The organism is Methylobacterium aquaticum, assembly GCF_016804325.1.
In the GTDB taxonomy this organism is placed as follows: Bacteria; Pseudomonadota; Alphaproteobacteria; order Rhizobiales; family Beijerinckiaceae; genus Methylobacterium; species Methylobacterium aquaticum_C.
In genome coordinates, this window is the sequence record NZ_CP043627.1 from 1,769,206 (window position 1) to 1,788,061 (window position 18,856).

General features: G+C 68.2%; 17 protein-coding genes. 7 read left to right on the plus strand and 10 right to left on the minus strand.

Going from position 1 to position 18,856, the window contains the following annotated elements:
* Positions 1-63: 63 nt before the first annotated feature.
* From F1D61_RS07865 to minC, 6 genes are all read right to left on the minus strand, one after another.
* Entirely contained in the window at positions 64-1,563 is a 1,500-nt protein-coding gene (locus tag F1D61_RS07865) for a flavin-containing monooxygenase (protein WP_246775773.1), read from the minus strand.
* On the minus strand, positions 1,560-2,465 hold the full coding sequence (locus F1D61_RS07870) for an alpha/beta hydrolase (protein WP_203157377.1): 906 nt from the start codon (positions 2,463-2,465) through the stop codon (positions 1,560-1,562). The genes F1D61_RS07865 and F1D61_RS07870 overlap by 4 nt, the downstream gene beginning before the upstream one ends.
* A 3-nt stretch (positions 2,466-2,468) precedes the next feature.
* Positions 2,469-3,287: an SDR family NAD(P)-dependent oxidoreductase gene (locus F1D61_RS07875; RefSeq protein WP_203157378.1), complete on the minus strand. Its 819-nt coding sequence runs from the start codon at positions 3,285-3,287 to the stop codon at positions 2,469-2,471.
* A 335-nt stretch (positions 3,288-3,622) separates the two neighbouring features.
* The gene (gene minE / locus F1D61_RS07880; protein ID WP_203157379.1) at positions 3,623-3,883 is read right to left on the minus strand and encodes a cell division topological specificity factor MinE; all 261 of its coding nucleotides are present in this window, start codon (positions 3,881-3,883) and stop codon (positions 3,623-3,625) included.
* Complete coding sequence (gene minD / locus F1D61_RS07885) at positions 3,880-4,695, minus strand: septum site-determining protein MinD (protein WP_203157380.1); 816 nt, start codon at positions 4,693-4,695, stop codon at positions 3,880-3,882. The genes minE and minD overlap by 4 nt, the downstream gene beginning before the upstream one ends.
* Positions 4,696-4,839: 144 nt before the next feature.
* Complete coding sequence (gene minC / locus F1D61_RS07890; protein ID WP_203157381.1) at positions 4,840-5,667, minus strand: septum site-determining protein MinC; 828 nt, start codon at positions 5,665-5,667, stop codon at positions 4,840-4,842.
* Between the two features lie 244 nt (positions 5,668-5,911).
* Between minC and F1D61_RS07895 the strand changes: the two genes are divergently transcribed.
* Complete coding sequence (locus tag F1D61_RS07895) at positions 5,912-7,162, plus strand: MFS transporter (RefSeq protein ID WP_203157382.1); 1,251 nt, start codon at positions 5,912-5,914, stop codon at positions 7,160-7,162.
* Positions 7,159-7,857: a siderophore-iron reductase FhuF gene (gene fhuF, locus F1D61_RS07900; protein WP_203157383.1), complete on the plus strand. Its 699-nt coding sequence runs from the start codon at positions 7,159-7,161 to the stop codon at positions 7,855-7,857. The genes F1D61_RS07895 and fhuF overlap by 4 nt, the downstream gene beginning before the upstream one ends.
* Positions 7,858-8,479: 622 nt before the next feature.
* Here the strand turns inward: fhuF and F1D61_RS07905 are convergent.
* Positions 8,480-9,397, minus strand: coding sequence for a hypothetical protein (locus F1D61_RS07905; RefSeq protein ID WP_203157384.1), 918 nt, complete (start codon positions 9,395-9,397; stop codon positions 8,480-8,482).
* A gap of 221 nt (positions 9,398-9,618) precedes the next feature.
* Positions 9,619-10,518 carry a LysR family transcriptional regulator gene (locus F1D61_RS07910; protein ID WP_203157385.1) on the minus strand — a complete coding sequence of 300 codons (900 nt, stop codon included), beginning with the start codon at positions 10,516-10,518 and terminating at the stop codon, positions 9,619-9,621.
* A gap of 236 nt (positions 10,519-10,754) precedes the next feature.
* Between F1D61_RS07910 and F1D61_RS07915 the strand changes: the two genes are divergently transcribed.
* The 5 genes from F1D61_RS07915 to F1D61_RS07935 all read left to right on the plus strand — a co-directional run bounded on the left by F1D61_RS07915 (position 10,755) and on the right by F1D61_RS07935 (position 17,665).
* The gene (locus F1D61_RS07915) at positions 10,755-12,275 is read left to right on the plus strand and encodes an ABC transporter substrate-binding protein (protein ID WP_203158970.1); all 1,521 of its coding nucleotides are present in this window, start codon (positions 10,755-10,757) and stop codon (positions 12,273-12,275) included.
* A gap of 10 nt (positions 12,276-12,285) precedes the next feature.
* Positions 12,286-13,200 (plus strand): ABC transporter permease, encoded by a 915-nt coding sequence (locus F1D61_RS07920; RefSeq protein ID WP_203157386.1) that lies wholly within the window; start codon positions 12,286-12,288, stop codon positions 13,198-13,200.
* Entirely contained in the window at positions 13,197-14,117 is a 921-nt protein-coding gene (locus F1D61_RS07925; protein ID WP_203157387.1) for an ABC transporter permease, read from the plus strand. Before F1D61_RS07920 ends, F1D61_RS07925 begins: the two co-directional genes overlap by 4 nt.
* Positions 14,118-14,361: 244 nt before the next feature.
* Entirely contained in the window at positions 14,362-15,777 is a 1,416-nt protein-coding gene (locus F1D61_RS07930; protein WP_203157388.1) for a M20 family metallopeptidase, read from the plus strand.
* A gap of 274 nt (positions 15,778-16,051) precedes the next feature.
* Positions 16,052-17,665 carry an ABC transporter ATP-binding protein gene (locus F1D61_RS07935; RefSeq protein ID WP_203157389.1) on the plus strand — a complete coding sequence of 538 codons (1,614 nt, stop codon included), beginning with the start codon at positions 16,052-16,054 and terminating at the stop codon, positions 17,663-17,665.
* A 150-nt stretch (positions 17,666-17,815) separates the two neighbouring features.
* Here F1D61_RS07935 and F1D61_RS34790 read toward each other — a convergent pair whose 3' ends face one another.
* Both F1D61_RS34790 and F1D61_RS07940 read right to left on the minus strand, forming a co-directional pair.
* Positions 17,816-17,947: a hypothetical protein gene (locus F1D61_RS34790; RefSeq protein ID WP_281437039.1), complete on the minus strand. Its 132-nt coding sequence runs from the start codon at positions 17,945-17,947 to the stop codon at positions 17,816-17,818.
* Positions 17,935-18,774, minus strand: a complete 840-nt coding sequence (locus tag F1D61_RS07940; protein WP_246775774.1) for a D-2-hydroxyacid dehydrogenase — start codon at positions 18,772-18,774, stop codon at positions 17,935-17,937. The genes F1D61_RS34790 and F1D61_RS07940 overlap by 13 nt, the downstream gene beginning before the upstream one ends.
* Positions 18,775-18,856 lie beyond the last annotated feature (82 nt).

Here is an 18,856-nt window from a genome sequence, read left to right on the forward strand (position 1 = left end):
CTCTCCCCCGCCCGCGGGGAGAGGGGATTTCCTGCGCCTTTCCCTTGATCCGGACAGCCCTGCTCACGCCGGCGTCAGAACGAACTCGGACCAGTCCGGCGTCCGCATCGCCCGCCGGTAGGCCACCACCGTGCCGGGCCAGAGCGCGACGTTGCGCCCTTGCGCATCCTGGTACCAGCTGGCGCAGCCGCCCTGCTGCCAGATGCTGGCCGACAGCCGCGCCTCGACCTCGGCGAGGTCGCGCGCCTGCGCCTCCGGCGTCGGCTCGATCGCCGCGAGGGTGCGCGCCTTCATCTCGGCGAGGCAGGCGAGCACGTACTCCACCTGCGCCTCGATCATCAGCACCACGGAGTTGTGGCCGAGGCCCGTATTCGGCCCGAGCAGCATGAAGAAGTTGGGAAAGCCCGCGACCGTCAGGCCGCGATGCGCCGCCACCCGCTCGCCCCAGGCCCGGGCCAGGATCAGCCCGTCGCGGCCGACCACCGGCACCCGGGCGAGCGAGGCGGTGACGTCGAAGCCGGTGGCCAGCACCAGCACGTCGAGGGGGTGGTGGCGGCCGTCCCGCATCGTCACGCCGTCCGGGGTGACCGTGCGGATCGGGTCGGTCTCCAGCGTCACGGTCGGCCGGGTCAGGGCCGGGTAGTACTCGTCCGAGATCAGCACCCGCTTGCAGCCGAGGCGATAGGACGGGATGAGCTTGGCGCGCAGGGCGGGATCGGCGACCTGCTTGCGCAGGTGGTGCCGGCTCGCCGCCTCGGCCAGCCGCGTGAGGCCGGAGACCCGGGTGAAGCCCAGGGCCGCCCGCGCCTCCCGCGTCCAGAACTGGATCCCCCGCAAGAGCCGGCCCGCGGCGGGCAGGCGACGGAACAGGGACTGGAGGACCCGGCCGATTGGCCGGTCGTTGCGCGGCATCACCCAGGGCGGAGTGCGCTGGAACAGGGTGAGATGTCCCGCCTCGGGGGCGATGGCCGGCACGACCTGGATCGCGCTCGCCCCCGTGCCGATCACCCCGACGCGCCTGCCCTTCAGCGAGACGCCGTGGTCCCAGCCGGAGGTGTGGAAGAGCGGGCCGAGGAAGGTGTGCAGGCCGGGAATCGCGGGAATCGCCGGGTGATGCAAAGCCCCCATGCCGGAGACCAGCACCCGGGCCTCCAGCGGGCCGCGCTCCGTCTCGACCCGCCACAGGGAGCGCGTCCCGTCCCAGACCGCGCCGGTGACGGCGGTGGAGAGGGCGATGTGCTTCTCCAAGTCGAACCGCGCGACCAGGTCGCGCAGATAGGCGGCGATCTCGGGCTGGCCGGCATAGGTGCGGGACCAGTCGGGCTTGGGGGCGAAGGACAGGGCGTAGAGATGGGCGGGGATGTCGCAGGCCGCGCCCGGATAGGTGTTCTCGTGCCAGGTGCCGCCGACCGCATCCGCCTTCTCGACCACCAGCAGGTCGTCGATGCCGGATTGCCGGCAGCGGATCGCCATGGCGAGACCGGAGAAGCCGGCCCCGATCACCAGCACGGCGAGGGGCTTCTTCGGCCAGGGCGGGGCGGGACGGGGCGGCGCCTCGGTCACCTGACCGTCTCCGGCACTCGCGCGTCGTGGCTCTTCAGGAAGGTCGCGGCCTCGGAGAGGGAGCGGCGGGCCTCGGGCAGGAAGGTCTGGGCGAGCTGCCAGACATGCGGCACCACCGGCCAGACCGTCACGGTGGCGGAGACGCCCGCGGCCTTCGCCTTCTCGGCAAAGCGCACCGAATCGTCGCGCAGAACCTCGCGGGCGCCGACATGGAACAGCAGCGGCGGCAGCCCGGCGAGATCGCCGCGCAAGGGCGAGGCGAGCGGGTCGGTGGGATCGTGCCCGGCGAGATAGGCGTCGACCAGGCCCTGGAGCTTCGTGGGATCGAACATCGCGTCGCGGCGGGCATTGGCGAGCATCGACGCGCCCTCGCCCAGCATGTCTGTCGAGGGCGAGAACAGCACGGCGGCGCTCGGCAGCGGCAGCCCGTCCCGGCGCGCCCGCAGCATCAGCGCGAGGGAGAGGTTGCCGCCGGCGGAATCCCCCGCGATGCCGGCGGGCCCGGCGGCCGCGAAGGCCGACCAGGCCGCCGCCGCGTCGTCGAGGGCGGCCGGGAACGGGTGCTCGGGAGCGAGACGGTAATCGGGGCAGAACACCCGGAAGCCCCGCAGCGCGAAGCCGCCGGTGACCGACCGGTGGGTGCGGGGCGAGCAGGCGATGAAGCCGCCGCCATGCAGGTAGAACAGGCGCGGGGCATCCGCCGCGAGGTCGGGGCGCTCCGCCCACTCGCCCGGGATGCCGCCGACGCTGCCCTCGCGGAACACGATGCCGGGCGGCTCAGGGAACTTCGCCTGGTTCATGAGCCGCCGCACCGCCGCCACGTCGCCGCCGGTGCGGGCGAATTTCGGCTTCACCTGGAAGCGGACGATCCAGTCGAAGACGTGGGCGCGCAGGCTCGGCATGCTCTACTCCATGGCACGGGCGATCAGCGACCAGTAGCGCACCGGCATCAGGCGCTGGATCAGCGTGACCTGGGCGGCGTCGCGCCCGACGATGATGCGGGGTTCCCGCCGGGCGATGCCGCGCAGGATGCGCGCGGCCGCCGCCTCGGGGCTCGAGCGCAGGTAGCGCTCGGCGGCGGCTTTGCCACTCTCGACCTCGGCGGGATCGAGGCGCGGGCCGGCGCGGGCGTTGCGGGCGATCGCGGTCGCGACCCCGCCCGGATGCACCACGCTGATTCCGAGGGCTGTGCCGGCATATTCGTGCCGCAGGGCCTCGGAGAAGCCGCGCACCGCGAACTTGCTCGCCGCGTAGGCCGTCTGGCCCGGCGGGGCGACGATGCCGTAGAGGCTCGACAGGTTGACGATCTGCGCCGCCGGCCGGCTCTCCAGCTGGGGCAGGAAGGCGTGGGTCATCCGCACCACGGCGCGGAAGTTCACGTCCATCAGCCAGTCGAAATCGGCGAGCTCGACATCGGCGAAGCGGCCGGCGAGCGCCACGCCGGCATTGTTGATCAGGAGATCGAGGGGCCCGTGCCGGCCTGAGACCGCGTCGGGCAGGGCGGCGATGCGGTCGGCCTCCGTGAGGTCGAAGCAATGGGCATCGACCTCGCGCCCGAGCGCCCGCACGGCGGCCGCGCTGCGGGAAAGGCCGTCGGGATCGCGGTCGACGAGGACGAGGCGGGCCCCTTCGCGGGCAAGGCCCACGGCGAGGGCCGCACCGATGCCGCTGCCGGCCCCGGTGACCAGGGCCAGCCTGTCGTGCAGTGGGAAGGCGTCCGCCAACAGCTCGCTCCGTCCGGCCCCGTCGCGATGGAATCGCCCGGACCGGCCGTGAGCGCAAGGGGCGGTGGAAACGGGACCCTCCGACCTCGGAGCCCATTTCAGCGCGACAGGATCTCAAATGATTGGGAATACTGGGAAATCCTACCCTTGTACCTCATCCTGAGGTGCCGCGTAGCGGCCTCGAAGGAGGGCTCCAGAAGCCTCTGCGACTCCTGGAGCCCTCCTTCGAGGTCAGTCGATCTTTGATCGACTGACACCTCAGGATGAGGTGCAAGGGTGGGATATTCCGCAGCTTCCGTCAGATCTCCGGAGTGAAATCCGATCGAACAGGCGCGTCACGCCGCCCGGTGGATCGCCTTCGGCAGCTCGACGTCGATCTCCAGGGTCGAGACCGAGTTGCCCCGCTCCATGGTGATCTTCACCTTGTCCTGGTCGATGGCGACGTGCTTGGCGATCACCGCCAGGATCTCCTCGCGCAGGACCGCCACCAGGTCGGAATTGCCGAAGGCGGTGCGCTCGTGGGCCAGCAGGATCTGAAGGCGCTCGCGCGCCACCGGCGCCGTCCCGCGCCGCGACAGGAAACTCAGCAGGTTCATGCCGCCCTCCGGGGGAAGAGTTTGCCCAGGAGCGAGCGCTTCTCGCTCGGGACGATCATCTCGACCGTCTCGCCCTTCAGGCGGCGCACGGCGTCGGCATAGGCCCGGGCCGGTGCGCTCTGGGGCGCGTTGAGCGTCACGGGGCTGCCGAGGTTCGAGGCCTTCAGCACCTCCTCGCTCTCCGGGATCACGGCGAGCAGCGGGATCGACAGGATCTCCAGGACGTCGTCGATCTTCAGCATCTCGCCGCGCTCGGCCCGGCTGGGGTCGTAGCGGGTGAGGATCAGGTGCTTGTCGAGCCGCTCGCCGTTCTTCGCGCGCTCGGTCTTGGAATCGAGCAGCCCGATGATGCGGTCGGAATCGCGCACCGAGGAGACCTCGGGGTTGGTCACGACGACCGCGATGTCGGCGTGGCGCATGGCGAGCGTCGCCCCGCGCTCGATGCCGGCCGGGCTGTCGCAGATCACCCAGTCGAATTTTTCACGAAGCTCGCCGATGACGCGGGCGACGCCCTCGTCGGTGAGCGCGTCCTTGTCGCGGGTCTGCGAGGCGGGCAGCAGCGAGAGGGTGTCGAGGCGCTTGTCGCGGATCAGCGCCTGGGGCAGCTTGGCGTCGCCCTGGACGACGTTGATGAGATCGTAGACGACCCGGCGCTCGGCGCCCATGATGAGGTCGAGGTTGCGCAGGCCCACGTCGAAATCGACGACGCAGACGTTCTGACCGGCCTGGGCGAGGGCGGCCCCCAAGGCCGCGGTCGTGGTGGTCTTGCCCACCCCGCCCTTGCCGGACGTCACCACTATGATCTTGGCCATCGAGAGTGCTCCCCCGAATCATCGGGCTGGGGCGGCGTCCCGGGATCCGGGCCGCGCGCTCACGGGATTTTTAGGATCGTCTCGCCGGGCGGGCCGGGGCGCGAAGCGCCCGCGACGGCCTGCCCGGCCGCGGTGTCGTCAGGGTCAGTCGAGGGCGGCCATGCGGAGGGTGTCCCCGTCGAGCCAGACCTGGACCGCCTTCTTGCGCAGCTTCGGATCGGTGGTGTCGGCGGTGCGGAACAGGCCGTCGATGCCGATCAGCTCGGGCTCGAACTTGCGGCAGCAGATGCGGGCCCGGGGATTGCCGCCCGCACCCGCGATGGCGCGGCCGCGCAGGGCCCCGTAGATGTGGATCGAGCCGCCGGCCAGGATCTCGGCGCCGGAGGCGACCGAGCCCATCACCGTCACGTCCCCTTCCGGGTGATAGACCGACTGGCCGGAGCGCAGCGGGGTCTCGAGGACGAGGGAGTTCGGCTTGCGCGGCTCCGGCGGCTTGACGGGCTCGGCCTTGACCTCGGGGGCCTTGACCTCGAGGGCTTGCGGCTCCGCCATCTCGGCCGGCCGGCCGCCGCTGAGGAGCGGCGGCAGCGCCGGGTCGAGCCAGGCCGGCTCGGCCTTCTCGACACCCATGATGCGGATGCCGCGCTGCTTGAGCTCGTCGACGAGGCCGGCGATGTCGGGCGTCGCCGCCGCGGCAGGCGCGTCGCCCTCGGCGGGCTCGGGCGCCTCGGGACCGGCCGCGTCTCCCCGGAGGGGATCCTTGGCCAGGCCCGAGACGTCCAGGATCACGGCACGCTCGGAGAAGAGCGTCGGCGAGCGCTGCACCAGGGCATCCAGGTGCGAGAACCAGTCGCCGAGCGGCGTCTCCGGCGCGAGCACGAGCGCCCGGAAGGAGCGGCCGCGCAGCGGGAGGGAGGGGCGAGTGAGGCTGATGCTGGTCACGGCGGTTGACGAGTTGTTACCGGACGCCATGAAGCGCGCAGCGTGGTTACCGGATCGTTAATGACGCCGGCGCGCCCGAGAATTCATCCGGGGACGGGCCGTCGGGGCACAGGGGGGCGCAAGCCTGGCGGGAGACCGGCCACCGGCCGCGCCGCGCGGCCGCCCTTGCGGACCGGGGAGCGCCCCCGTAATCTGCAAGCCACTGTACGAAAAGAAGAATTAGTGTGATTCCAAAGTACCGCCCGGTTCCCTCGGCACGCGGGCTCCCCCCGCGGTGAGCCAGGCCGCCGCGATCCGCCACGCCCACGGCCTCCTCGCCGGGTGGCGCCCGCTCGCCCCGTTCTTCTGCCTGTACGTGACCTTCGGGGCCACGCTCGGCTTCCTGTCGGGCGGGGCGCCGCTGATCCTGCGGGCGCGGGGGCTCGACCTCGGCGGCGTCGGGCTGTTGCAGCTCATCAACCTGCCGGTCGGGCTGACCTTCCTGTGGGCGGCTCTGCTCGACCGGGTGCGCCTGCCGTTTCTCGGCCGCCGCCTCGGCTGGATCGTCGCGGCGCAGGGGGCCACGGTGGCGCTGCTCATGGGTCTGAGCTTCGGCGAGCATTGGCCGCTGCCGGCCCTGCTGGCGCTCGCCGTCGCAGCCTGCGCCTGCGTCGCCACCATGGACATCGCGCTCGAAGCCCTGGTGGTCGAGACCGTGCCGGCCGAGCGCCGGGCCTTCGTCGCCTCGGCCAAGCTCTGCGGCGGATCGCTCGGGGGCATCCTGGGCGTCGGCGTGCTGGTCGGCTCCTACGATGTCCTGGGCTGGCCGGCGGCGCTGCTCGCCTGCGCGGCCCTCGACGCGCTCTGCCTCCTGCCGATCCTCGCCTATCCGGAGGCGCGGCTGCAGGGGCAAGGGGGGCCGTCGGAGCGCCGGTCGGGCGGGTTCGCGCGCCTGCGCGTGCTCACCGGCCGCATCGCGGCGCTCGGGGCCTATTTCGCCGCCGCCTACCTCATCGGCGGGCCCAACACCCTGGCGCTGCTCGATCTCGGGGTGCCGCTCGCCCGGGTCGGCTTCCTCACCGGCACGGTCCTGCCGGCGGTCAACCTGGTGATGGCGGTGATGGCCGGCGGCCTCGCCGCCCGGTTCGGCACCGTGCGGCTGGTCGCGGTCGGCGGGGTCGGCGTACTCGCCGCCGGCGGGCTGATGGCGGCTTCCTGCGCGCTGCGCTCGGCGGACCTCGCCGTCACCGCCACGATCCTGAACTTCGTCTTCGGCGGCTTCCTCGGGGTGCCGGTGTTCAACATGATCTATCGCTGGTCGCAGGGGCCGCGGCCCGCCACCGATTACGCGCTCCTGTTCGGCGCCGCCTTCTTCGCCGCGATGCCGCTGCGCGTCGCCGCCCCGGCGCTCGCCGGCTGGGCCGGCTGGCCGGGCTACTTTGCCGCCACGCTGCCGCTCTACGCCGCCGCCCTGGCCTGGCTGGCGCTGACGATCGCCCGCACCCTGCGGGCCGACCGGACGGCGGGACGGGGGACCGCGCGATGATCCCCGACCTCGCCCGCCACATCCCGGCCTCCCTCGGCACCTACCGCGACGGGGTGGCGGCCGATTGCGCGGGCCGCGCGGCGACGCCGCTCTCCTCCTTGAGCGATCCCGCGGTGTTCGACGCCACGCTCTCCGCCTTCGAGGCCGGGCTCGGCTCAAGCGCCGGTGCGGTCGACCGGCGGGCGCTGGTCTCGTACTGGAGCCAGTTCTACCTCGCGCCGCTCGCCACCCCGGCGATGACGGCGCTCGTGCGCCTCGGCCAGCCGCTGCCGCTCACCTTCGCGACGACGCGCCTCGAACTCGACGGGGCGGGCCGCCCGGCCCGCTTCCTGGTGCAGCCCGGGGCGCCGGAGGGCGGTTCCCCCGGGCTCGCGGGCCTGATCGAGGACCATCTGCGGCCCTTCGTCGAGTTGTGCCGGGCGCAATGCGGCATCGCCCCCCGGGTGATCTGGGGCAACGCGGCGGTGATCCTCGACTACGTCGCGCGCGAGCTCGGCGAGCCCGAGACCCTGGCCCGCCCGGAGGTGGCGACCTGCCTCGGCTGGTGCGGCGGGCCGGCTTGCGCGTTGAGCCCGCTCGCCCGGGCCCTGTGCGACCGGCGGCGGCGCACCTGCTGCCTGCGCCAGCGCCTGCCGGGGGTGCCGTCATGCGGGGAACTGTGTCCTATCGCACAACAAAAAATATCCATTTTTTAAAGCAATTTTACTTGCGGACGTTAATTATTTCTCCAGCTGCCGTATTAATGTCAATTTTTTATTTCGATTCAATTCTCTTGGTGGCTGACGCCAATTCATCCTATATCGTATTCGCTCTGAAACAGCGCATGAGTTCTTTTGATAATCATCATAAGTGTGAGCATAAAATGAGTATAGCAAACAAATGATATTATTTTGCTTACGCATTCGTTAATATCAAAAACGAACATAATTATATAAGTAGTCAAATAAATACATGATACAACAATTAGGTACGAAATGTTTGTATTTAGCTGACTCAATAGTAATTTCCTTTCGGCAATTTTTTCCTCCTGAATATTATCTAATATTTCATCGCCGATCTTTGCCCAATTACGTTGAAATACGCTAAATATCGCGACTTGTATATTTAAAAGAAGTGCTATAAATATACCAAAAAAGGTTATGGATAAATTATAGAAATCCTTCCCGGTTTTTACGTCTAAGAATGTAGATGCGAATCCAAAAAAAATAGGAACTCCTAAAAATGTTATAAAATCTATCGGCGAAAAATTATCATTATCTACAGTTTTTAATGTGCAGTAATGATCCTTTATTATATGGAGCACGCCTATTTTCACAACTAATCTCCTTTCATAGATTTGAAAAAATCTGTTAAAAGCATCGTTGTTTCTCGCTGAATAGAATCGAATGTAGGATGTCCGTCAGCCCCTTTTGTCAAACTATCTGTAATATCGATAACTCCAGCATCGCTATTGTAGCCAAAAATTCCTACACGCCGCGTCTTTTTTCCAAATTTAACTTCAGCGATGGCCTCGTTAAATTCCATTCCTTCGTATTCAATCACGCCGGTTCCATTTTTAGGCATTTTATTTTTCAAAGAAATTAGATCTCCCAAGTTTTTCTGACGTCGTGCAATTATAGATAATTCCATGTCTATATTGTCTCCAGCGCGATCTTTTAGATATGAATCCGCAACATCGACTGATTTTTTCCTTTTAATTAGCTTAAAACGCTTTATTGGGGCATTAAAAAACTCACTTTTTTCCAAGTCTACTGGCATTAATTTACGAAAATTAAGCAGGCATCTAGGATTTTCTTGCTCGAAATCTTTTCTCATTTTTGCCATAACAAGTCCTATACACGACCTGCCCTGAAAAGACTGGAACGCTACGAGACCGAATTTCGATTGCTTGGGAGTCCAAAAATCAAAAAAAAGCGGTATCTCTTCGACATCTGTTATTTTTCGTTTGTAATTACTTCTTTTTGTATTTGAGTCAACGATATTACTCTCAAATCCGAATGTGCCATAGCGAACATATCCTTTGATATTGGATTCAAACTGATTAGTTTTGTTTTCGAAATACCAACTTCTCTCCGTCTGATCGTCTTTGATGTGGGTCGAATGGCGATCTACAAAATCCTTGATAAACTCCTGCGGATGCCGCGCCAACTTGTCCGAATCGAATGGCAAAGCCTCTCTCGAACTTTTCGTAAGAAAATCGACCCGATATACTCGAATGCCAATAGCTGCGCCCATTCATCCCTCCTCAGATATCTATTTTTAAATTGTTTCTTTCCAGGAGTCCAGCGTAGATAGAATCATAGAATAATCCGCTCAGACACGAAATGCAAAGATTTCAGAAAGACGTCATCACAGCTGCACCGCCAATAGAATCAGTACAAATTTTTTATTTTCATTAATTAAAAATATTGTTCTGCTTGTCTTATTCAATAAATAATAATTTTATCAAGAATAATTCAGCCCCGCTGCGGCGGCAATGCCGCCACCAGGGCGGCCAGGAATGCCTCCACCGCCCGCGGCAGGCGCCGGTCGCGCATCGTCTGGACCTCGATGCCGCGGGCCAGGCTGCGGCGGGACTGGATCGGCAGCACCCGGAACTCGCCGCGCCCGACCTGGCCCTGGAGCGCGATCGACGACATCAGGGTCAGCCCGCGCGTGACGCGCACGAAGGGCAGGATGGCCGAGAGCACGTTCGCGCTGAGCACCGGCTCGATGGCGATGCCCTCCGCCGCGCAGGCCGCGTCGAGGGTGGCGCGCAGCGTGGTGTCCCGGGGCAGCAGCGCGACCGGATAGGCGGCGAGGTCGGCAAGCCCGATCAGACGGCGCCCGGCGAGCGGATGGTCGGGCGCGCACAGGGCGACCATGTCGAGGCTGTTGCGGTAGGCCACCGCCGTCTCGGTGGAGGGCTCCAGGCTGAAGGTGAGGGCGATGTCGGCCTCGCCCTGCACCACCCGCTGGGTCGCCTGGCCCGGCGGCAGGGCGCTCAGTTCGAAGCGGATGCCCGGATGGCGGGCATGGAACGCCGCGATCACGCCCGGCACGAGGTCGATGGCGAAGGCTTCCGTCGTGGCGATGCGCACGAGGCCGCGCTGCAGGCCCTCCAGCTCCTGGATCTCGGTGACGACCTGCTCGGCGCTCGCCAGCACCTGATGGGCGTGGCGGGCCAGCAACTCGCCCGCCTGGCTCAGCACCATGCCGCGCGGCCGGCGCTCGAATAGCGGGCAGGCCAGCTCCGCCTCCAGGTTGGCGATCTGCCGGCTGATCGCCGAGGGCGCGACGTTGAGCCGGGCGGAGGCCGCCGCGATCGTGCCGTCGCGGGCGACCGCCAGGAAGTAGCGCAACGCCGTGATCTGCATCGCCCGCTTCGCGCCTCGCCGCCTTGCCGGATTCGTGCCTTGCCGTTCCGGCAACGATCCTATCGAAAAATTCGACTTGCTGCGATCGGTTCTGCGCAACATCCTGGCAGGGTGATTTTTGCGGCAGTGCAACATGACGGGTGCAACGCCCGCGCTGCCCCCGACGAGGCGGAGCCGACATGTCGACACGGATCGAAGCGGGCAACGGCAGGGCGGGCGTGAAGCGGGCCGGGCGGATGCGCAGGGCCGGTGCCCTCCTGGGCGGCCTCCTGCTTGCCGGGATCGCGGGACCTGCGCTGGCGGGCAAGGCCAACGACACCCTGGTCTACGCCTCCGACAGCGAGCCGGAGAACCTGAGCCCCTACCACAACAACCTGCGCGAGGGCGTGATCCTGGCGCGCAACGTCTGGGACACTCTTCTCTACCGCGATCCCAAGACCGGCCAGCACCAGCCGATGCTCGCCACCGCCTGGACCTGGATCGATCCGGTGACGCTGGATCTGACGATCCGCGACGGCGTGACCTTCCACAACGGCGATCCGCTGACGCCCGAGGACATCGCCTTCACGTTCAACTATGTGCTGACGCCCGAGGCCAAGGTCGTCACCAAGGGCAACGTCGACTGGATGAAGTCGACCGAGGTGACCGGCCCGCACGGCGTGCGCATCCACCTCAAGGCGCCGTTCCCGGCCGCCCTCGAATACCTCGCCGGCCCGACCCCGATCCTGCCCGCCGCCTACTTCAAGAAGGTCGGCCTGGCCGGCTTCAGCAAGGCGCCGGTCGGCACCGGCCCCTACCGCATCGTCTCGACCGAGAGCGGCAAGGGCGTGAAGATGGTGCGCAACGAGAAATACTGGCCGGGCAGCCCGATCGGGCAGGCCAAGATCGGCAAGCTCGAATTCCGCATCATCCCCGACGGCGACAGTCGGATGGCCGAGTTGATGACCGGCGGCGTCGACTGGATCTGGCGCGTGCCGACCGACCAGGCCGAGCAGCTGAAGGCGGATCCGACCCTGACGGTGGTCTCCGCCGAGACGATGCGGGTCGGCTTCCTGCAATTCGACGTGCTCGGCCGGGCGATGGAGAACTCGCCGCTCAAGGACGTGCGGGTGCGCCAGGCGATCGCGCATGCCATCGACCGCAAGGCGATGGTCGACAACCTGGTGCGCGGCGGCTCCCGGGTGATGAATGCGCTCTGCTTCATCGAGCAGTTCGGCTGCACCGAGGAGGGCGTACCCACTTACGCCTACGATCCCGCCAAGGCGCGGGCGCTCCTCAAGGAGGCCGGCTACGGCAACGGCATCGACATTGACCTCTCGGCCTATCGCGAGCGCGACTATGCCGAGGCCGTGGTCGGCTACCTGCGCGCCGTCGGCATCCGGGCGAGGCTCAACTACCTGCGCTACGCCGCCATGCGCGACGCGATGCGGGCCGGCAAGACCTCGATCGGCTACCAGACCTGGGGCTCGTTCTCGATCAACGACGTCTCGGCCTTCACCGGCACCTACTTCCGTGGCGGCGAGGAGGACCTGGCCCGCGATCCCGCCGTCATCGCCGATCTCCAGGCCGGCGACACCAGCACCGATCCGGCGATCCGCAAGACGAAATACGCCGAGGCGCTCAAGCGCATCGCCGGGCAGGCCTACGCCCTGCCGATGTTCTCCTATCCGTCGAACTACGCCTTCACGGCCGACCTGAACTTCACCGCGCAGACCGACGAGGTACCGCGCTTCTTCGCGGCCTCGTGGAAGAAGTAGGGGACGCGCCATGCTGGGCTTCGCGCTGCGGCGCATCCTCGTCGCGATCTGCGTCGCGCTGACCGTCTCGGTGGCGAGCTTCCTGCTCCTCCACCTCTCGGGCGATCTGGCCACCGCCATCGCCGGCCCGGAGGCGACCGGCGAGCAGATCGCCGCGGTGCGCGCCCAGCACGGGCTCGACCAGCCGCTCGTGGTCCAGTTCGGCACCTGGGCCTGGAACGCGCTCCATTTCGATTTCGGGCGCTCGTTCTACTTCCCCGAGCCGGTGACCGACCTGCTCGCCTCCCGGATGCCCGTGACCCTGACCCTCGGGGTCATCGCGCTGGCCGTCGCCCTGCTGGTGGCGATCCCGCTCGGGGTGCTGGCGGCGTTCTACCGCGACACCTGGATCGACCGGACGGCGCTCGCCGTCTCGGTGCTGGGCCAGGCGATGCCGAGCTTCTGGTTCGGCCTCACCCTGATCATGATCTTCTCCGTCAACCTGCGCTGGCTGCCGGCCTCCGGCAACGGGTCATGGAAGAACTTCATCCTGCCGGCGGTGGCGCTCGGCTACTACGCCATGCCGGCGGTGATGCGGCTCACCCGCAACGGGATGCTGGAGGTGCTGTCCTCGGACTATGTCCGCACCGCCCGGGCCAAGGGTCTGGCGCCGCGCAAGATCCTGATCCGGCACGCGCTCCGCAACGCCGTGATCCCGGTGATCGCGCTCGCCGCGGTGCAGTTCGGCTTCATGCTCGGCGGCTCGATCGTGATCGAGGCGGTCTTTTCGCTCCAGGGCCTCGGCCAGCTCGCCTGGGAATCGATCGCCCGCAACGACTTCCCCGTCGTCCAGGCGATCGTGCTGGTCCTGGCGATGATCTACATCGCGCTGACGCTCGCCGCCGACCTCCTCAACGCCCTCCTGGATCCGAGGCTGCGCGCATGACCACCCGGCCCGCCTCCCCCGCCGTCCCGGTTCCCGCCGAGACCGTCCTGCCGCCCGCCCGCTCGCCGGCCATGATCGCGCTGCGGCGCGGCCTGTCCCATGGCGGCTTCCTGATCGGGGCCGGCCTCGTCGGATTCGTGGTGCTCGTGGCGCTCGCCGCCCCCCTCGTCGCGCCGCACGACCCCTACGCCCAGGACGTGTCGCGCCGGCTGATCCCGCCGTTCTGGCACGTCAAGGGCAGCGCCGAGCACTGGCTCGGCACCGACAAGCTCGGGCGCGACTACCTCAGCCGCCTGATCTACGGCAGCCAGATCTCGCTGCTGATCGGGCTCTCCGCGGCCCTGATCTCGGGGATCATCGGTACGACGCTCGGCGTGCTCGCCGGCTATTACGGCGGCCGGGTCGACGCGGTGGTGAGCTACGTCGTCACCACCCGGCTCGCCATGCCGGTGGTGCTGGTGGCGCTCGCCATGGCCTCGCTGGTCGGCGGCTCGCTGAAGGTGGTGGTACTGGTGCTCGGATTCCTGCTCTGGGACCGCTTCGCGGTGGTCACCCGCGCGGCGACCCGGCAGGTGCGGGGCCAGGACTTCGTCGCCGCCGCCAGGGCCGCGGGTTTCGGCCCGGTGCGGATCCTCGCCCAGGAAATCCTGCCCAACATCCTCAACGCGCTGATCGTGGTGGCGACCCTGGAGATGGCGCACGCGATCCTGCTCGAGGCGGCGCTCTCCTTCCTCGGGCTCGGCGTGCAGCCGCCGCTGCCGTCCTGGGGACTGATGATCGCCGAGGGCAAGCAGTACATGTTCTTCCAGCCCTGGGTCATCACCATCCCGGGCGTGGCCTTGCTGGTCCTGGTGCTGGGCATCAACCTGCTCGGCGACGGGGTGCGCGACATCACCGCTCCCGAGGGACGGCATTGAGAACCTGTCCATCGACCGCTTCTTTTGTCCCACCTGCGACCTCATCCTGAGGTGCTGCGAAGCAGCCTCGAAGGAGGGCTCCAGAAGTCTCCGAGATCCCTGGAGCCCTCCTTCGAGGCTCCCTTCGGTCGCACCTCAGGCTGAGGTTGCGGGAGGGAGGGAGCGAGGCCGACCGGGTTTTCAATCAGCGACGTTCAAGATCTAACAATCGTCCTCTTTTCACACCCACACAGAAAGTCCCCCCATGTCGCGACGCGACGCCATCGCGCTGGCCCACCGGCACTACGACGACGGCCGCTTCCTTGCCGTGCTCCGCGAGGCGGTCGCCCTGCCGACCGAGAGCCAGGCCCCGGACCAGGGGCCGGCGCTCGCCGCCTACCTCACGCAGTTCATGATCCCGGCCCTGTCGCGGCTCGGCTTTGCGACCCGCCTCGTCGAGAACCCGCAAGAAGGCCGCGGGCCGTTCCTGATCGCCACGCGGCACGAGGGCGACGACCTGCCGACGGTACTGACCTACGGCCACGGCGACACGGTGCGGAACTACCCCGAGCAGTGGCGCGAGGGCCTGCACCCGCTCGCGGTGACGGTCGAGGGCGAGCGCTGGTACGGGCGCGGCACCGCCGACAACAAGGGCCAGCACCTGATCAATCTCGGCGCCCTCGAGGCGGTGATGCAGGCCCGGGGCGGCACGCTCGGCTTCAACGTCAAGTTCCTGATCGAGATGGGCGAGGAGGCCGGCTCGCCGGGCCTGCGCGAGGTCTGCCGGGACGAGGCCGAGGCGCTGGCCTCCGACCTCCTCATCGCCTCCGACGGGCCGCGGATCGAGGCGAGCCGGCCGACGATGTTCCTGGGGTCGCGCGGCGGCTACACCTTCGAGCTGATCGTGAACCTGCGCGAGGGCGGCCACCATTCGGGCAATTGGGGCGGGCTCCTGCGCAATCCCGGCACCGTGCTGGCGAGCGCCATCGCGAGCCTCGTCGACGGGCGCGGACAAATCCTCCTCGACGCCCTGCTCCCGCCGCCGATCCCCGCGGGCGTGCGCGCGGCTTTGTCCGACATCACCGTCGGGGGCGATCCGAACGCGCCTTCGATCGACGAGGGCTGGGGCGAGCCGGGGCTGACGCCGGCCGAGCGGGTCTTCGGCTGGAACACGCTGGAAGTCCTCGCCTTCAAGTGCGGCGATCCCGACGGGCCGCAGAACGCCGTGCCGCCCTCCGCCAAGGCGACGATGCAGCTGCGCTTCGTCGTCGGCACCGACTGGGAGGGGCTGCTGCCGGCGATCCGCGCCCATCTCGACGCCAAGGGCTTCCCGATGGTCGAGGTGCGGGCGACCCGCGGCGAGGTGTTTCGCGCCACCCGCCTGCCGGTCGAGGATCCGTGGGTGGGCTGGGCGCTCGCCTCGATCGAGGCCAGCACGGGCAAGCGCCCGGCGCTGCTGCCGAATCTCGGCGGCTCGCTGCCGAACGACGCCTTCTCGGAAATCCTCGGGCTCCCGACTTTGTGGGTGCCGCATTCCTACCCGGCCTGCTCGCAGCACGCGCCCGACGAGCACCTGCTCGGCGGCCCGACCCGCGAGGCCCTGGGGCTGATGGCCGGCTTGTTCTGGGACCTCGGCGAGACCGGGCCGGCGGTGCTGGCCGGGCGGAATGCGGTGGGGTGAGGGCTCGGTCGTTCCCCCCCTCACACGAAGGCGCGACGAGACACTCGTCATCCCACCCTCGACCTCATCCTGAGGTGTCAGCCCATCGAAGATGGACTGACCTCGAAGGAGGGCTCCATTTCGCTCGGCGACTTCTGGAGCCCTCCTTCGAGGCTCACTTCGTTCGCACTTCAGGATGAGGTTGCGGGCGGGATTAGAACATAGTCGAGCCAATCGCGCAGAGACATACAGCAGCACAAGTCGCTTGAATGATGCCGCGCATAGAGGGCCAGAGATGAGCGAACCGATCGTCCAGATCCGCAACCTGACCCTCGCCCTGCCGCGGGGCGCCGACCGGCCGCACGCGGTCGAGGGCCTGAACCTCGACCTGATTCCGGGGCGTATCCTCTGCGTCGTCGGCGAATCGGGCTCGGGCAAGTCGATGAGTGCCTACGCGCTCACCGGCCTCTTGCCGCGCTCGCTGGGAGTGGCCGGCGGCGAGATCCTGTTCGAGGGCCGGGACCTCCTGCGCCTCGACGAGCGCGCCTGGCGCTCCTTGCGCGGCCGGCGGATCGCCATGATCTTCCAGGAGCCGATGACGGCCCTGAACCCGGTGATGCGGATCGGCGACCAGATCGCCGAGATGTTCGAGGCGCACGACCTGCTCACCCCCAAGGAGCGCCGCGCCCGCGCGGTGGCGCTCGCCGGCGAGGTCGGCCTGCCCGACCCCGAGCAGATCGTCCGGGCCTATCCGCACCAGCTCTCGGGCGGCCAGCGCCAGCGGGCGATGATCGCGATGGCGCTGGCGCTTGAACCCGCCGTGCTGGTGGCCGACGAGCCGACCACGGCCCTCGACGTCACGACGCAAGCCCAGATCCTGAGGCTGATCCGCGACATCCAGCGCCGCCGCAACATGGCGGTCCTGTTCATCACCCACGATTTCGGCGTGGTCGCCGACATCGCCGACCATGTCGCGGTGCTCCAGCGCGGCCGGCTGGTCGAATCCGGCTCGGCCGAGGCGGTCCTGCGCCATCCGCAAGCCGCCTACACCAAGGCGCTGCTCGCCGCCGTGCCGAGCCTGACCCCGCCCCAGCGCGAGCCGATCACCGCGGCGCCTGTCGCCCTCTCGGTGATGAACCTCGCCAAGACCTACGCCACCCGTTCGGGTTTCCTCGGCAAGCCCCGGGTGGTGGCGGCGGTGAAGGAGGTGAGCTTCGATCTGCGCCGGGGCGAAACCCTCGGGATCGTCGGCGAATCCGGCTCCGGCAAGTCGACCACGGCGCGGCTGGCGATCCGCTTGATCGAGCCCGACCACGGCACGGTGCGCCTCGGCAGCCTCGACTTCACGGCGCTCGGAGCCACCGCGCTCCGCGACGAGCGCCGGCGGATCCAGATGATCTTCCAGGACCCCTTCGCCTCGCTCAATCCCCGCCGCACCGTCGAGCAGATCATCGCCGGCGGACCCATCGCCCACGGCACCCCGGCCCGGCAGGCACGGGCGAGGGCGCGCGAACTCCTCGATCTCGTCGGCCTGCCGCCGAGCGCCGCCGAGCGCTACCCGAACGCCTTCTCGGGCGGCCAGCGCCAGCGCATCGGCATCGCCCGGGCACTCGCGATGGAGCCGGACGTGCTCGTCGCCGACGAGGCGGTCTCGGCCCTCGACGTCTCGGTCCAGGCCCAGGTGCTGGCTCTGCTGGAAGACCTGAAGGCACGCCTCGGCATCGCGATGCTGTTCATCACCCACGACCTGCGCGTCGCGGCGACGATCTGCGACCGGATCGCCGTGATGCATCGCGGCGAGATCGTCGAGACGAACCGGACCGAGGCGCTGTTCCGGGCGCCGGAGCATCCCTACACCCGCAGCCTGCTGGCGGCGGTGCCGGGGGCGCTATTCGCCGAGACGGCGTGAACGGGGCCGATCGGGTCGATCGATGCAGGTCCGGCCCTGCACGGCCGGGCCCGCTCGAACGGCCGCATCCGACGCCCGCCTGCCCGCATCGATGCGGTCGCGCGGGCAGGAGCCTCGACCGCGGCACGAGATCTTCCCGAGGCCGGCGCCTCACACCACCGGGTTCACCAGTTCCTCCCCCCGCCGCAGCCGCCCGAGATTCTCGATCAGCAGTTCGATCACCCGGCCCTCGTAGAGGCCGGTCTCCCCGGCGCTGTGGGGCGTGACGATCACGTTCGGCATGCGCCAGAACGGCGCCCCCGGGGCAGCGGCTCCTCGTGAAAGCAGTCGAGGCCGGCGCCGGCGATCCGGCCCTCGGTCAGGGCGCGGGCCAGGGCGTCCTGGTCGACCACCCGGCCGCGGGCGACGTTGATCAGCAGCGCCTCCGGCTTCATCGCGGCCAGCGCCGCCTCGTCGATCAGGCCTTCGGTCTCCGGCGTCAGCGGGCAGGCGAGCGCCACCACGTCGGCTTGTGCCAGCGCCTCGTGCAGCCGGTCGGGGGACAACACCGCCTCGACCGGGTCGCCGGCCTGGAGCGGGCGGCGCCGCAGGCCGATCACCCGCATGTCGAAGGCTTGCGCCAGCCGGGCGATGCGGGTGCCGATGCGCCCGAGCCCGATCACCAGCAGCGTCCGGCCGCCGAGTTCCCGCTCGCGCCGCGCCGGATCGGCGATCATCGGCCGCCAGGTCGCGGCGGCCTGGTGGCGCAGGGCCTCGGGCAGGCGGCGGGTGAGGCCGAGCATCAGCGCGAGGGCGTGCTCGGCCACCGCGCGCTCGTTGCCGCCCTGCGCGCTGGCGAGCCGGATGCCGCGCTCGCGCAACGCCTCCTTCGGGAACTGGTCGGTGCCGGCGCTGACCGACTGGATGAAGCGCAGGCGCGGCGCCCGCTCCAAAAGGGAATGGCGCCACAGCCCCGAGACCACCAGCACCTCGGCCTCCGCCACCGCCGCCTCCAGCGCCTCCAGGCTGCGCACCTCGACGAAGGGCTCGGGCGCGCCCCTGGCGGCGTAGGCGTCGCCGAGGCGGTAGGCGGCGTGGGCAAGCACGATGGGAGGGGCGGGAGCGGTCATCGGCGGGCGGCTCGGGGTTCTCGGGGGCCGGAGTTCACACCGGGCGCGAGGCCGAGGCAAGCCGTTAGGCCGATTCGGCGGG

Coding starts and splice junctions, on each gene's coding strand:
- F1D61_RS07870 (WP_203157377.1), bottom strand. CDS start 2,465: ATGCCGAGCCTGCGCGCCCACGTCTTCGACTGGATCGTCCGCTTCCAG.
- minD (WP_203157380.1), bottom strand. CDS start 4,695: ATGGCCAAGATCATAGTGGTGACGTCCGGCAAGGGCGGGGTGGGCAAG.
- F1D61_RS07915 (WP_203158970.1), top strand. CDS start 10,755: ATGCGCAGGGCCGGTGCCCTCCTGGGCGGCCTCCTGCTTGCCGGGATC.
- fhuF (WP_203157383.1), top strand. CDS start 7,159: ATGATCCCCGACCTCGCCCGCCACATCCCGGCCTCCCTCGGCACCTAC.
- F1D61_RS07940 (WP_246775774.1), bottom strand. CDS start 18,774: ATGACCGCTCCCGCCCCTCCCATCGTGCTTGCCCACGCCGCCTACCGC.
- F1D61_RS07920 (WP_203157386.1), top strand. CDS start 12,286: ATGCTGGGCTTCGCGCTGCGGCGCATCCTCGTCGCGATCTGCGTCGCG.
- F1D61_RS07910 (WP_203157385.1), bottom strand. CDS start 10,518: ATGCAGATCACGGCGTTGCGCTACTTCCTGGCGGTCGCCCGCGACGGC.
- minC (WP_203157381.1), bottom strand. CDS start 5,667: ATGGCGTCCGGTAACAACTCGTCAACCGCCGTGACCAGCATCAGCCTC.
- F1D61_RS34790 (WP_281437039.1), bottom strand. CDS start 17,947: ATGCCGAACGTGATCGTCACGCCCCACAGCGCCGGGGAGACCGGCCTC.
- F1D61_RS07935 (WP_203157389.1), top strand. CDS start 16,052: ATGAGCGAACCGATCGTCCAGATCCGCAACCTGACCCTCGCCCTGCCG.
- minE (WP_203157379.1), bottom strand. CDS start 3,883: ATGAACCTGCTGAGTTTCCTGTCGCGGCGCGGGACGGCGCCGGTGGCG.
- F1D61_RS07930 (WP_203157388.1), top strand. CDS start 14,362: ATGTCGCGACGCGACGCCATCGCGCTGGCCCACCGGCACTACGACGAC.
- F1D61_RS07925 (WP_203157387.1), top strand. CDS start 13,197: ATGACCACCCGGCCCGCCTCCCCCGCCGTCCCGGTTCCCGCCGAGACC.
- F1D61_RS07905 (WP_203157384.1), bottom strand. CDS start 9,397: ATGGGCGCAGCTATTGGCATTCGAGTATATCGGGTCGATTTTCTTACG.